Source organism: Clostridium sp., assembly GCF_051656525.1.
Classification (GTDB): Bacteria; Bacillota; Clostridia; order Clostridiales; family Clostridiaceae; genus Clostridium.
Genome location: NZ_JBOGCC010000366.1, coordinates 26,717 through 40,623, shown reverse-complemented (window position 1 = coordinate 40,623; position 13,907 = coordinate 26,717). Strand labels below are relative to the sequence as shown.

16 protein-coding genes and 1 riboswitch are annotated in these 13,907 nt (G+C 27.3%); of the genes, 10 read left to right on the top strand and 6 right to left on the bottom strand.

Going from position 1 to position 13,907, the window contains the following annotated elements; all coding sequences use genetic code 11:
• Window positions 1-542: 542 nt before the first annotated feature.
• Window positions 543-2,075 (top strand): cardiolipin synthase, encoded by a 1,533-nt coding sequence (gene cls, locus ACRDDY_RS17915; protein WP_438566289.1) that lies wholly within the window; start codon window positions 543-545, stop codon window positions 2,073-2,075.
• Window positions 2,076-2,104: 29 nt separating this feature from the next.
• Window positions 2,105-2,857, top strand: coding sequence for a TrkA C-terminal domain-containing protein (locus ACRDDY_RS17910; RefSeq protein WP_438566288.1), 753 nt, complete (start codon window positions 2,105-2,107; stop codon window positions 2,855-2,857).
• Between the two features lie 24 nt (window positions 2,858-2,881).
• Here the strand turns inward: ACRDDY_RS17910 and ACRDDY_RS17905 are convergent, their stop codons facing one another.
• Window positions 2,882-3,151 carry a DUF1294 domain-containing protein gene (locus ACRDDY_RS17905; protein ID WP_438566287.1) on the bottom strand — a complete coding sequence of 90 codons (270 nt, stop codon included), beginning with the start codon at window positions 3,149-3,151 and terminating at the stop codon, window positions 2,882-2,884.
• A gap of 107 nt (window positions 3,152-3,258) precedes the next feature.
• The gene (locus ACRDDY_RS17900; RefSeq protein WP_438566286.1) at window positions 3,259-4,086 is read right to left on the bottom strand and encodes a hypothetical protein; all 828 of its coding nucleotides are present in this window, start codon (window positions 4,084-4,086) and stop codon (window positions 3,259-3,261) included.
• A 153-nt stretch (window positions 4,087-4,239) separates the two neighbouring features.
• Between ACRDDY_RS17900 and ACRDDY_RS17895 the strand changes: the two genes are divergently transcribed.
• Both ACRDDY_RS17895 and ACRDDY_RS17890 read left to right on the top strand, forming a co-directional pair.
• Window positions 4,240-4,833 (top strand): hypothetical protein, encoded by a 594-nt coding sequence (locus tag ACRDDY_RS17895; RefSeq protein ID WP_438566285.1) that lies wholly within the window; start codon window positions 4,240-4,242, stop codon window positions 4,831-4,833.
• A gap of 42 nt (window positions 4,834-4,875) precedes the next feature.
• Window positions 4,876-5,322: a hypothetical protein gene (locus tag ACRDDY_RS17890; RefSeq protein WP_438566284.1), complete on the top strand. Its 447-nt coding sequence runs from the start codon at window positions 4,876-4,878 to the stop codon at window positions 5,320-5,322.
• Between the two features lie 46 nt (window positions 5,323-5,368).
• Here the strand turns inward: ACRDDY_RS17890 and ACRDDY_RS17885 are convergent, their stop codons facing one another.
• Both ACRDDY_RS17885 and ACRDDY_RS17880 read right to left on the bottom strand, forming a co-directional pair.
• Window positions 5,369-5,608: a DUF3892 domain-containing protein gene (locus ACRDDY_RS17885; protein ID WP_438566283.1), complete on the bottom strand. Its 240-nt coding sequence runs from the start codon at window positions 5,606-5,608 to the stop codon at window positions 5,369-5,371.
• Between the two features lie 47 nt (window positions 5,609-5,655).
• Entirely contained in the window at window positions 5,656-6,927 is a 1,272-nt protein-coding gene (locus ACRDDY_RS17880; protein WP_438566282.1) for an ectonucleotide pyrophosphatase/phosphodiesterase, read from the bottom strand.
• Between the two features lie 332 nt (window positions 6,928-7,259).
• Between ACRDDY_RS17880 and sfsA the strand changes: the two genes are divergently transcribed.
• Window positions 7,260-7,952, top strand: coding sequence for a DNA/RNA nuclease SfsA (gene sfsA, locus ACRDDY_RS17875; protein ID WP_438566281.1), 693 nt, complete (start codon window positions 7,260-7,262; stop codon window positions 7,950-7,952).
• A 13-nt stretch (window positions 7,953-7,965) separates the two neighbouring features.
• Window positions 7,966-8,460, top strand: coding sequence for an NAD(+) diphosphatase (locus ACRDDY_RS17870; protein ID WP_438566280.1), 495 nt, complete (start codon window positions 7,966-7,968; stop codon window positions 8,458-8,460).
• Window positions 8,461-8,483: 23 nt separating this feature from the next.
• Here ACRDDY_RS17870 and ACRDDY_RS17865 read toward each other — a convergent pair whose 3' ends face one another.
• Window positions 8,484-8,831 (bottom strand): hypothetical protein, encoded by a 348-nt coding sequence (locus tag ACRDDY_RS17865; RefSeq protein WP_438566279.1) that lies wholly within the window; start codon window positions 8,829-8,831, stop codon window positions 8,484-8,486.
• Entirely contained in the window at window positions 8,821-10,083 is a 1,263-nt protein-coding gene (locus ACRDDY_RS17860; protein WP_438566324.1) for a DUF1576 domain-containing protein, read from the bottom strand. The genes ACRDDY_RS17865 and ACRDDY_RS17860 overlap by 11 nt, the downstream gene beginning before the upstream one ends.
• 201 nt (window positions 10,084-10,284) lie before the next feature.
• Here ACRDDY_RS17860 and ACRDDY_RS17855 point away from each other — a divergent pair, with 201 nt between their 5' ends.
• The 4 genes from ACRDDY_RS17855 (at window position 10,285) to lepB (ending at window position 13,586) form a co-directional block, all read left to right on the top strand.
• Window positions 10,285-10,983 (top strand): hydrolase, encoded by a 699-nt coding sequence (locus tag ACRDDY_RS17855; protein ID WP_438566278.1) that lies wholly within the window; start codon window positions 10,285-10,287, stop codon window positions 10,981-10,983.
• 38 nt (window positions 10,984-11,021) lie between these two features.
• Window positions 11,022-11,228: a GNAT family N-acetyltransferase gene (locus tag ACRDDY_RS17850; protein WP_438566277.1), complete on the top strand. Its 207-nt coding sequence runs from the start codon at window positions 11,022-11,024 to the stop codon at window positions 11,226-11,228.
• 154 nt (window positions 11,229-11,382) lie between these two features.
• Window positions 11,383-11,549, top strand: a riboswitch (Lysine riboswitch).
• Window positions 11,550-11,656: 107 nt separating this feature from the next.
• Complete coding sequence (gene lysA / locus ACRDDY_RS17845) at window positions 11,657-12,952, top strand: diaminopimelate decarboxylase (RefSeq protein ID WP_438566276.1); 1,296 nt, start codon at window positions 11,657-11,659, stop codon at window positions 12,950-12,952.
• Window positions 12,953-13,079: 127 nt separating this feature from the next.
• Window positions 13,080-13,586 carry a signal peptidase I gene (lepB, locus tag ACRDDY_RS17840; protein WP_438566275.1) on the top strand — a complete coding sequence of 169 codons (507 nt, stop codon included), beginning with the start codon at window positions 13,080-13,082 and terminating at the stop codon, window positions 13,584-13,586.
• The last annotated feature ends 321 nt before the right edge of the window (window positions 13,587-13,907 follow it).

The window sequence follows — 13,907 nt, the reverse complement described above, 5'->3', positions numbered from 1 at the left end:
TATATATATAGGTTAATTAAGGAAAGAATAAGAAATCTTAAGGTTTCTTAAGAATATGTAATGAAGATATATAACTATAAATACAAATATTAATATTTTTTTAAATAAAAGATTAATTTAGTTAAAAATAGGACATTTGTAACAAGTTTTCATTTTGAATTGATTGAAAATTTAATGAGTTTGTATTAAATTTTAAGAAATTAAAGATAAATGATTGAAATATAATGAACAAAGTTACTATTCGATGCTAAATAAGAAGTGAATATGAATAAGTGAGTAATAATCAGTAACTAAATAGTTAAAAAATAGAAATTCACATAACAAGAGTAAAAAAATATGATAAGATAATGATATAAAGCTAACCAATAATGGAATAACTTAATTTAAGAAGAAAGTCCCTATTTGCTATACACAGGTACTCAATATTTGCGTATAACCAATGGGGATTTTTTTCTTAAAAAATCTTAAGGTTTAGAAACATTGTAAAGAGATAGAATATTGTATTAAAATATAGATATTAAAAAGGATAGAAGGAGTTATAGATGAGAAAAATATTTGAATTTTTATTTAGCAGGTTAGCTATTGTAGGAATTTTATTATTAATTCAATTAGGAATTTTAATTTTTGGCATATGGCAACTTGCAGAAGCATTTGCATATATTTATATACCATTATTAATTATAAGTGGATTAGTTGTTGTATATATAGTAAGTAGGAGAGATAATCCATCATATAAGCTTGCATGGACTATTCCAGTTTTGATTTTTCCTTTGTTTGGAGGATTACTATATCTAATATTTGGAGGAAAAAAAATTAATTTAAAATTTAGAAGAAAAATAGCAATAGCATATAATGATGCACGTAAAGTCTCAATACAAGATGAAAGTGTTATAAAAGAGTTAGAAAATGAAAACAAATATATTGCAGGTCAAGCAAAATATACAAGTGAGTACGCACTAGCTCCAGTCTATAGAAATACAAGAACAGAATACTTATCACCAGGGGAAGTTTTCTTTGAGAAGTTAGTGGAAGAGTTAGAGAAAGCAGAAAAATACATATTTATGGAATATTTTATTATTAATGAAGGAAAAATGTGGAATAAAATATTAGAGATACTTGAAAGAAAAGTAAAAGAGGGAATAGATGTTAGAATGCTATATGATGATGTTGGATGCTTAAGAACATTACCATATAAATATGATGAGGTACTAAGAAAGAAAGGAATAAAATGTCAAATATTTAATAAATTTGTTCCATTTCTTTCAATAATTTTAAATAATAGGGATCATAGAAAAATAACGGTTATAGATGGACATACTGGATTTACTGGTGGAATAAATTTAGCAGATGAATATATAAATGAAATAGTTAAGTTTGGGCATTGGAAAGATTCATCTATTATGTTAAAAGGTAAAGCAGTTTGGAATTTAACTGTAATGTTTCTTCAAATGTGGAGCTATGAGAGTAAGGTTAAAATAGATTATGAAAGCTTTAAACCTGAGTTTAAGGAAGAGGAGCTTATTGATGATGGATATGTTCAGCCCTATGGAGATAGTCCATTAGATGATGAAATAGTAGGAGAAAATGTATATTTAAATATAATAAGTAAGGCAAAGGACTATGTTTATATAAATACACCTTACTTAATTATAGATAATGAAATGGTAACAGCTCTAACTAGAGCAGCAAAAAGTGGTGTAGATGTAAGAATAGTAACTCCTCACATAGAGGATAAATGGTATGCTCATATGCTTACAAGGTCTTATTATCCACAACTTATAGAAGGCAAAGTAAAAATTTATGAGTATACACCAGGATTTATTCATTCTAAAACTGTAGTTTCAGATGATGAGGTTGCAACTGTTGGGAGTATAAATTTTGATTATAGAAGTCTGTACTTACATTTTGAATGTGGAGTATGGCTATATAAAACTAAATCAGTACTTCAAATAAAAGAAGATTATTTAGAAACATTAAAGGCTTGTGAACCAATAAGTTTAGAAAAAGCTAGAGGTTCAAACTGGTTACTAAAAATTATAACTGCAGTATTTAGAGTATTTGCACCACTTATGTAAGAGATTTTTACAAAAGAGGAGAGTTGAAAATGGTTTTAATATTAACATTTATACTTTTTATGACATTATTTTTATTAGTAATAGATTTTTTTGCAATATTGTTTAGAATGACAGGAATGCCTATATATAAGGCGCGATTTCAAGTTATATCATTGTTATCAAGTACAGGATTTACGACAAGAGAGAGTGAAATGATTGTAAATAGTCCTATTAGGAGAAAACTTGCAGGATGGCTTATGGTATTTAGTTATGTAAGTACAGCAACATTTATTTCATTTTTTGTTAGCATGCTATCGCATACTGTAACAAGTATTGGTTTTTTTGCAGTAATTTTATTTTTCCTATTTGTTGCAGTTTTTTTTCATAAATTATCATTATTAGAGAAGGTAGAAAATAAAATAGAAAGTAAAATTATAAAATCAAAGATATGGCAAAGATTAAATGCACAAAAAGCAACTTTAATAACAAGTTCAAGAGGATATGGAATATATGAGGTATGTATAGGGAGTGAAAATAGATTGATAGGAGAAACTATAGCAAATAGTGGGTTATCAGAGTTAGAAATTAGAATATTAAATATTGATAAAGGTGATGTATTTGTAAAATTTCCTTCAGCAGATTATGTTTTTGAAAGTGGAGATAAGGCCACAGTATATGGAAATTTAAAAAACATAAAGAATGAATTTGATAGAGAAGAAGTAGAGTTACAGGAAAGTGGGAAATTAAAAAATAAATTACATAAGATAGAGGGAAAACTAAAAATTAAAGAAAAAACTACATAAAAAAAAGCGTATCCTAAGACACGCTTAAAAACGATGAAATAAAAATATTATACATATTATTTCAGCAAAAATTATGATGGGAATTCCAAGATTGAATTTTATTCTTGAAGTTTTATGATTAAAAATGTACATACCAATCCAGGAACCAAATCCGCCACCAAGTATAGGGATAAGTAGGAGAGTTGCTTCACGTATTCTCCATTTGTGATGAATAGCCTTTCTTTTATCAATAAACATAGATAAAAATCCTATAATATTTATTAATATAAGGTAGGCACCTATAAATTTATACAAAAAATAACCCCCTAAAATACTAATTATATAAATTATATATAAAATTTAATGAGAATACAAATATATTCAAAAAGTATGATGTTTAAAAAAACAAAACATCATACTTTTTAATTTTCTTTTTTTGCTGAAATAGTAATGGTAAGTGTTTCATTTAAGTAATGACAAGAATCATTAATAGACGAATCTAAAATTGCAATAATGTCATTACCAATTACATTATATTCTTCATTTGCATTTATAGTATTTGAGTTTAAAGTTAAATTAAAAGGCATTTTTTCAGAACAGATAAGTTCATTTTGATTATTGAAAAATGAATATAAAAGACAACAATCAAGAAAAAGAGTTTTTCCAAAAACTTTATTTACATTAGATATTAAAAATCTTTTTATGTTTAGATTAGAAATACTTGAATTTTGAAGAGAGTTAGATAAAGGAGTAGAAAATCCTTTATTTATAATCGTATTTAGTACTGGTGAGAAAGAATCTTCAAGTGGAACAATTTCATCACAAAGTTTATCTAAATCTAATGAAAGTGATAATAAAACATCTTCATTTAAATTAAAAGCTACATAAGAAAAAACCCTATGATACACTCCAATACCAGAAAGATAATTATCAATTGATGAAGCAGATATAGAAATTGCTGATAGTGGTACAACATCTATACATTCAGATTGTTCATTGGTTAAAGAGAAAATAGTTTCAAACTCTTTTTCATCAGAGAGACAATGTTCTAAAATATTTGAATTAGGATCAAATATTTTATAAGATATTATTTTCTTTAAGACACCTTTAATTATAATTGAGTTATTGATTTTATAAATTCCTATAATATAAGGTTCATTTTTAGTATTTATATCACAGCTAACTATAGCTGGAGGTACTAAAGGTGTATTCATTTCAATAGTTAAGTTAGAATGTAAAATTTCACTCATAGCATTACTCCTAAAAAGTTTTATATTAGTATATGTATTAAAATTTTTAAGATTTGTGAAAAAAATATAGAAAATGGGTAGACTAAGACTAGGTTTTTTTAAAGGAGTGTAGATGATATAATAAGAATTATTACAAAAGAGGAGAGGAAAAATTTGAAAAAAATAATAATAGGGATAATAATTGCAATTGTAGTATTAGTAGCTGGATTTTTTATATTTACTAATAGAACAAGTTCAGCAGAAAGTAGCTTTAAAACATTTATTGGAGATATAAATAAATTTCAATTAAGTAATGCAGAATCATATTTAGAACCAAGTGGGGATTTATCACAAGATATAACTGAAATTAATAATAGTGATATGACAAGAAAACAGGCTTTAAAAATTTGGTTTAGTGCTGTGAAAGTTAATATAACAAAGGCAGAAAAAGAAGGTGGAAATACTGTTCTAGATGTACAATTTTTCTCGCCAAATGGACAAAAGATTTCTAATGATTATCAATATAATGTAAATCAGTTAGATATAAATAGTCAAACAATTCAAGATAGTAATGAAAATGGAGATTATTTAGAAGGACAAATAAGTAGTGCACTTTTAAATGCAGTAGAAGGAAATGTAACTAATGTTGTTCAAACAAATGTTAAAGTAAAAATGAAGAAAACTATGTCAGGATGGGAAATAGTAAATGATGATGATGTTATAAATGGGATATTAGGAGGAACTAGCGCTAGCAGTGTTTTGAATTAAGTAAAAAGGTGGTATAATTAGGTAAAAAGGGGGAGTTTGAATATGAAAAAAATGGTGATAGCTTTAGGGGGGATTTTAGCTATAATGCTAGTTTTTATAGGTTGCACAAGTAAGAAGGATATGATGTTTACTGGGAGTGGATTAGATAAAATACATATAAAAGAATTAGTTGTAACAAATGATGTAACAAAGAAAATATCAAATATAACAGATGCAGATGCAATTAGTAAATTTGAAGATGAATTAAATAATATAAAAATAACAGAGGCAAAAGAAGAGGGTGAACATTCAGGTTGTAATGTTCCGGGAAAAAATAAATATTATATTGAGTTTTTAGGTGATAATAATCAGGTTGTAGGTGATCTTATTATTAGTAAAGCTGGAGATATACAAATAAATAATTTTGAAACAAAATATATAAAAGAAGTTCAAAATGAAGAGGCTAGTAAGTCTTTAGAAGAGATAATAGAAACTAATATAAATCCATAAAATAGAGCACCATAAATGTGTAAGTGAAACATTTATGGTGTTTTTTTTAATCAGAAGGTCTATTAATATTTTCAGATCCGATATAGTCTAGACTAAAACTATCATCAGATGTTCCAACTAGAAATTCATGACCGAAGCTATCTATAGAAGGAGTTACATTTTGAAGAGCACCACTACGTGCTAAAGAAAGTGCTTCTTCTAATGTAACTTGAGTGCCATCAGATAATTCATAAGCCATAGGAACACCGTTATTAGTTAGAACTTTACTAACATTTAAATAATCCATAAAAAAACTACCTCCATATATAGATAGTTTGCCTAAAGATAGGGAATTTATTCAATAAAAATATCTAAAATATTTCCATCAATATTAGGTTCTATGTGATTAAGAAGTCTAAATATAGTAGCACCTTCATCAACTAAGTTCATAGGTCCGATATCAAAATCTTTTTTTACTAAAGGACTTTTACAAGTAAAGAATGTTTTATAATTATCATTTGAAGGATTATAGCCATGATTTGCAACAGGATGAAGTCCTTTTGTTTCTTCAATAATAGGGTAGGTTAAATCATTTATAAAGTAATAGTTATCACTAGCTTCAAGCATAAAGGTACATTTATCACTAGCACCTAAGAGAGAAGCTTCTTTACTTGAAAGGATGTTTTTTATACAATTATTATTTTCTTTTGAAAAATTAGAAATTAAATTATAAATAAGTTTATCAAGATCATTATCTTTAACATAAACATAGGCAGAACCATCACAAAAATTCATATAAGCTATATAATCTTTTATATTTCCCTTAGAATCAAGAGTGATAAGATTGTTATCAATAAAAAATTTATTTAATTTAATAACAAATTCAGCATCTTTAAAACTATGATCACCAAGACAAATTATTGTAGATTTTTCATAAACATTAGTATCTTTTAGAAGAGATATAATGGAATTTAATCTATTATTATGCCTTTTAAGTGATTGAGAGATATGTGGATTAGTAGTACCAAACTCATGTTTGTGAGCATCTGTATCAGTGAAATGAACCATTATAAAATCAGCTAGATCATTTTTAAGTACATACAGTAGAGAATTAAAAACAAAATTATCTAAGTAAGGTTGTTTAAAACCTTGTCTTAAATGACCATAAAGTTTTTCTACTTTTAATTGAAAAATAGGACTTCCGTTTAAAGCAGATACCATTATTTGATTTTGAAATTTTCTATTAGGAAAAATTTCAGGTAAATTTAAATCAATGTTTTTTGCCTTTCCTGTAACAGGCCATAAGAGTGTGCAAGTTCTTAAGCCTTGTTTTTTAGCAATATCATAAACAGTAGTTCCATTAATATATTTTCTATTCCAAAACCAATCAGGAGAAGTTCTCTTAGGTTGGATTAAAATGTTATTTACAATGCCATGATGTATAGGAAGTTTTCCAGTACAAATAGAAGTGTGAGCAGGGTAAGTAAGAGATGGATATACAGATGAAACATTTGAAGAATATGCACTATCTTTAACTAAATCCCTAAAACTAGATAAATTCTTTAACATTTGAAAATCTTCTGATGAAACAGCATCAAAAGAAAGAATAATAAATTTTTTATTCAAAATATCACCTCCAAATCTAAGTTTACTATTAAAAAGAATAAGTTTAAAGAGAAGAGTGTAAAATAAAGTTATCAACAATGTAAAGCTAGTGTTTTCAACGTGTTGTGAATAAGTGTGGATAAAAGCATCAAAATTGTGGATAAGTTAATTATGAGAAAAAGTAAACAGTAACACAATATATGAGGGGATAGTTTGTTCGACAAACTATATAATGGATGTTGTAGAAAAAAGTGAGGTAGGTTAAAATTAACTTAAATAAATGTCGAAAAATATTAACATTACTCACAAGAGTGTGGATAAAATGTGTGGATAATGTGGAAAAGGTGGAAGAAATGAAGTACATAAAAGAAATTGTAGAGGCTGAATTTATTGATAGACCAAATAGATTTAATGCATTAGTTAAAATAGGAGATAAAAGTGAAGTTGTTCATGTTCCTAATACGGGAAGATGCAAAGAGATATTAAGACTTGGAACTAAAATTTTATTAAGAAAAGAAGATAGTGAGACTAGAAAGACAGGATATGATTTAATTTGTGCATATAAACAAGGGATGCTTATAAATATAGATTCTCAAATTCCTAATAAGGTTGTATTAGAAGCTTTAATAAATAAAAAAATAAAAGGATTAGAGAAGTATACTGATATATTAAAGGAGAAAACTTTTGGGAAAAGTAGATTTGATTTTAAGCTAGCAGATGAAGAGGGTGAAACATATTATTTAGAAGTGAAGGGTGTTACCTTAGAAAAAGATGGATTTGCAAGCTTTCCAGATGCACCAACAGATAGAGGAAGAAAGCATCTTTTAGAATTAGTAGATGTGAAGAAGCAAGGGATGGGTGCAGGCATATTGTTTTTAATTCAAATGGAGAATATGAAGGAGTTCATGCCAAATGATGAAAATGATCCAGCTTTTGGAGAAGCACTTAGATATGCAAAAGAAAATGGAGTGGATATTTTTGTTTATTCTTGCATTGTAACTGAAAAGGAAATAACATTAGATAAAGAAGTAAAATTAAAATTATAAGAGGTGAGAAAAATTGAAATTTAAATATTGTCCTATCTGTGGAAATGAACTAGAAGAAAAGTATAGTTATGATGAGGGAGGAGTTCCTTATTGTAAACATGATGATAAATTTTTTTTTGATACTCCAAGACCATGTGTAGTGGTTGGTGTAATAAAGGAAGATAAAATATTACTATTAAAGCAAAGTTATATATTTAAGAATTCAAAAGTTCTAATTTCAGGATATGTAGGGCAAAATGAAAAAGTTGAAGATACAGTATATAGAGAAGTCTTAGAGGAAACTGGAATAAAGGTTAGGGATATAGATTATATAGGTTCAGATTATGTAAAAAATAATGATTTATTAATGTTAACTTTTATTGCATTTTATGAAGATGGTGAAATAAAAAAATCTAATGAAGTTGAGGATTTAGGTTGGTGTAAAATAAGTGAAGCATTAGATCAAATGAAAGAAGACTTAGTTGGAACAAAGGCAGTTAAGAAAATAATAGAAATGCTGAAGGTGTAAAAGCCTTCAGCATTTTTTGTGAATTAAAGTATAGATTTTCTTTCTAATTGTATATCAAGAATATTATTATTATAAGAAATATTAACTTTATCAGTCATCATACCTACTAAAGTTAGCTCAGAATCAAATTCATATTCACCACCAATTTGCCAATAATATTGTTCAACTTCTCTTTGGCGTGGTGTGTTTAATGATGCTCTAAGTTTAGCTAAAGCTTTTTCAGGAAAAGATGGAATTAAAGCTTCAATTTCTATATAGGAAATACTTTCTATTGTTTTAATATTAACTTTAATATCTTTAGTATTAAAATGATAGCAATATGAAACAAGTTCATTTAAAATTTTTAAATCTTTTTCAGTTCTAAAATTCATCTTGTCTTACCTCTTTTCTAAATGTGATTATAAGTGGAACTAAAATCATTGCAACAAGTCCACCTGAGAGCCCATTGTTGTAAAGATTTAATCCACCATGCAAATATCCTACATTTGCACTTAAACAAACGTGTAAAAATCCAGCAATAAGACCTGGAATAAAGCCAAATTTACCTGCAATTGGTGCAAGGCAAGTACTAAATAAAATTGAGAGTAATATACTTGGTGTATTTATTGGATCAATATTTAATCCGGCAGCCATAGTTGAACCTATAAGAATAGGAAACATATTTTTTAGGTGTTTTCCAAAAGCGCCAAATCCAATAGTAGTAAAAATAGCACCTATAGTAGGACCATTTAAATCACCACCAATAAGCAATAAAAATATAGTTGAGAATAGTCCTAAAATCCCCATATTTATATAAGCTACATCGCCATAAAGTAAATAAAAATCTGATACAAGTCTTCCTGATTGTTCTTTAAGAGAACTTAATTTCTCATATCTATTTTCTCCAAAATAGATACCTATAAAAATAAGATAAAGAGAAATAAAAATCATAAATATAAAGAAAAATGTATTATCTCCACTATGCCAAATAAGTCTAGTTTCAAAATCTATTTCTAAGAATCTGAAGATAGACATTAAAATGGTAGCAATAAGTCCTCCTGCAAAACCAATATTGTATAGATTATATCCAGAATGAGCAACCATACAATGGCTCGCTATAGGAGCTAGAATAAATCCAGTTATAACACCAATCACAGAACCTAGAATTAATCCTAAAAGAACATTATCAGATGTAAAGCTAAGTTGACTTACAGTTGGTGCTAGTGCAGTAGATAAAAGCATAACTAAACTATAATTTAGTAAAGGTTCCTTTCGATATCTAGAAAAAAGATAAACACCAAACATAATTGGCCAAATGTTTAAAAGATTTTTTCCAAAGAATGCAAAACCAGTCATTAAAAATAATGCCATAATAGTTGAACCATTAGGTTTTATATCTAAATAAATAAGTATAAAAATACTTATAATACTAGTAAGACTAGCATTATATAATGCAGCAGCATGTCCACCTATTACAACATAATCAGTTATGAGAATATCAGGTGTAAATAAAATTTTCTTTAGACCATACAAAATTTCAGAAGGACTAGAAATAAAAAGTCCAGCAATTAAGAAAAATAAATACATAATTAAAAGAACTTTATAAGGTTTAAAGATTTTTTTCTTTTTAAACAAAAAATTCACCTCATGAATAATATTTTTATGCTTATTCAATAAATAGACATAAATTTAATAATTTATTATAATATAAAAAGGTTGAAAATTTCTATAAAAGTTAAAAATAAAATTCATAGAAAATATTCTCAAAAAAGGATAAAAAATATATAATGAATAATAGAGTGAAAGGAAGGGGGTGAAGCTATTATTTAAAAATAATAGCAATATATGAATAATACAAATAACAATAATACAGGTAAATATGTTCCTGAAGTTATGGGCGTTTTAAGAAGTCATATAGTTAAAGTGCCAGAAATAATAAGGAATTGTACAGGAATTAGAATATTTGGCAAAAGGATAAAAAGTATACTATTTTCAACAGATGTTGCAATGATAAAAAATACAAACGCAGATGCAATAATGGCAGTATATCCTTTTACACCTCAACCTAAAATAACAGAAGCAATAATAACAGCAGCAGATGTACCAGTTTTTTGTGGGGTAGGAGGAGGAATAACTCAAGGTATAAGAGTTGTTAACCTTGCATTAGATGCAGAATTTAAAGGTGCTATTGGTGTAGTTGTAAATGCACCAACATCTAATGACATAGTAAGAAACATAAAAGAAACTATAGATATACCAATAATAGTTACTGTATGTTCAGAAGATGAAGACATAGAAGAGAGAATAAATAGTGGTGCAACTATTTTAAATGTATCAGGAGGAAAAGATACAAGTAAAATAGTAAGAAGATTAAGAGATAAACATCCAACATTTCCAATAATAGCAACAGGTGGACCAACAGTAGAAAGTATAAAAGAAACAATAGATGCAGGGGCAAATGCAATAACATATACACCACCAGCAGGGGCGGAGATAATGAGTGAGCTTATGGATATTTATCGTGAGCGTAAAGGACATAAATAGTTAGGAATTAAGAGTTAAGAATTAAGAATTAGGGGGACTTGCAAGCAAGTCTTCCTTTTGTTGCAGAAAATGATTGTGAGGTGGTAGGAGTTCATATATTAAACAGATATAATAACCTAAGAAAAAATCATGTGGGATTTATTACTATAATGGTGGATAGTAATTATCAATCAAAGGGAATTGGAACTTTGTTGATGAAAAATTTGGGTTTATTAAAGAAGGAATTCAAAAATATTCAGCACTGAAAAATGGAAGTTATGTTGATGAATTAATGATGGGAAGACTATATAATTGATTGAACAATTTAAATTTTAAATTTTAAATTTAAAAAAACTTGTTGCAAAAGTTGAATATTGTGATATTATAATATTAAATATTTTGAATAAAATGGAAATACAAAATTAGGGTAGAGGTGCCAATGTAATTAGTAATTATTAGGAGTTTTGCAGACTGTGAGCAGTAATGAAAGGTGCATTGGCCGAAGTTAACTTTTAGCTAAGGGAGTTTTCTGGGGGTATGTAGAAGATGCATATCACTGTCACATAACGTGGAGTGCTACAAAAGTCTGGATGTTTTTAACAAAGAGGCATAATTAAATTACACGCTATAGCCCGTCACAGTTCTATCTGTGGCGTTTTGTTTTACTACAAATTTGTTGATGGAGGTAATTAAAATGAAATTATTTGGAACTATGAATGTAGAAGAAAATGTATTAAGTGTAGGAGCGGTAAAACTAAGTAAACTGGCAGAAGAGTTTGGAACACCATTATATATAATGGATGAGGAACAAATTGAGGAAAAGTGTAAGAGCTATTATAAAAATTTTAAGTGTGAGGAAAGAAGAAATAGAGTGGCTTATGCTGGAAAGGCTTTTTTGACACTTGCAATGTGTAAACTTATAGAAAAGGAAGGATTATGTCTTGATGTTGTATCAGGTGGAGAACTTTATACAGCTTATAAAGCAGATTTTCCACTGGAGAGAATATTATTTCATGGAAATAATAAAACGTTAGAAGAAATGAAACTTGGAGTTTCAGTTGGAGTTGGAACATTTGTTGTTGATAACTTTTATGAGTTAGAACATTTAAATCATATTGCTAAAGAGCAAGGAAAAATTCAAAATGTATATTTAAGAATTACACCAGGGATTGAGGCACATACTCATGATTATATAAAAACAGGGCAGATTGATTCAAAATTTGGATTTGCACCTATTGGTGATAATATTTTAAATGGAATAAGAAAAGCAATAAGTTTAGAGAATATAAATTTAGCAGGACTTCATTGTCATATTGGTTCTCAAATTTTTGATATAGAACCTTATGAAGATGCTACTGAAATAATGTTAAAGTTAATAAATAAGGTTAAATTAGAAACAGGATACTTAATAAAAGAACTAGACTTAGGTGGTGGTTTTGGAATTTATTATAGTAATGATGATGAACCAAAAGAAATTAAAGAGTATTGTGAGGCAATACTTGCTAAGGCGGATAATGTATGTAAAGAATTAGAACTTGAGATGCCAACACTTATAATAGAGCCAGGAAGATCGATTATAGGAAATGCAGGTATGACACTATATACTGTAGGTTCAATAAAAGATATTCCAGAGATAAGAAAATATGTATCTGTAGATGGTGGAATGTCAGATAATATAAGACCAGCTTTATATCATGCAAACTATGAGTGTGTAGTGGCAAATAGAGTTATACATGATTCAAATGAGAAAATAACAATAGCAGGGAAATGCTGTGAATCTGGTGATATTCTTCTTCAAGGAATAGAGATTCCTTCAGTTTTAAGTGGAGATTTATTAGCTGTAATGTCTACAGGTGCATATGGATATTCAATGTCTAATAATTATAATAAAATACCAAAAGCAGCTGTTGTAATGGTTAAAGGTGGAAAAGCTAGAGTTGTTTGCAAAAGAGAAAGTTATGATGATTTATTGAAAAATGAAATAGTATAATAAGAAAGTCCTATCAAAAGCTTAAAAGTAAGTAGATGATTGGACTTTTTTTCATATAAAAATTCTTTTTATAGTAAAATGAGTATATTTTTGGTAGAATATTATTATAAAGGGGTTGGGTAAAATTATGGTGAAAAAAATATTGAAGGAATGGGGTGTTCCTTTAGTTATTGCTTATATTTTAGCAATGCTAATAAATAAATTTTTAATATTCACAGTTCATATTCCATCAGAATCAATGATGCCTACTATAAATGTAGGAGATAGGCTGATAGCAAAAAGAGTTTATGACTATGGAAAAATAAACAGAGGAGATATTTTAGTATTTGATTTTAAGGAAGAAGATTCTCTTTATATAAAAAGAGTGGTAGGACTTCCAGGTGATTCAATTTTAATTGATAGAAAAAAGTTATATATAAATGGAGAAGAATTTAAAGAAGATTATGTTAAATTTTCAGAGGAGACTTATGCTGAATATATAGTTCCAGAAAAATCATATTTTTTCTTAGGTGATAATAGAGCAAATTCAAAAGATTCAAGATATTGGAAAAATCCGTATATAAATGAAGAGGATATTAGAGGTAAAGCTATATTTAGATATTATCCATTTAATAATGTTGGAATTATTAAATAAAAAGTGTTATATTTTTTAAGAAAGTAGGAAAGAATGTAGAAATACATTCTTTTTCTTAAGGTTTAAAGAGGAGATATTTAAAGAAATGATAAAAATAAGAGAGAAAGAAATAGGAAATTATAAAAAATAAAATATTTGTATGAAGATAAAATGAATTTACATAACTTTGAAAGAATTTTATGTAATTTTTATGATATACTAATAAAGAATAACTATATATAAATTTTGAAATAGGTGGTAAAATAATAAGGGATAAAAATTTTTATATTTATAAGCAAAAAAATGATTAAAAAGATATAAAATTTGTTTTTTAACAAGAAA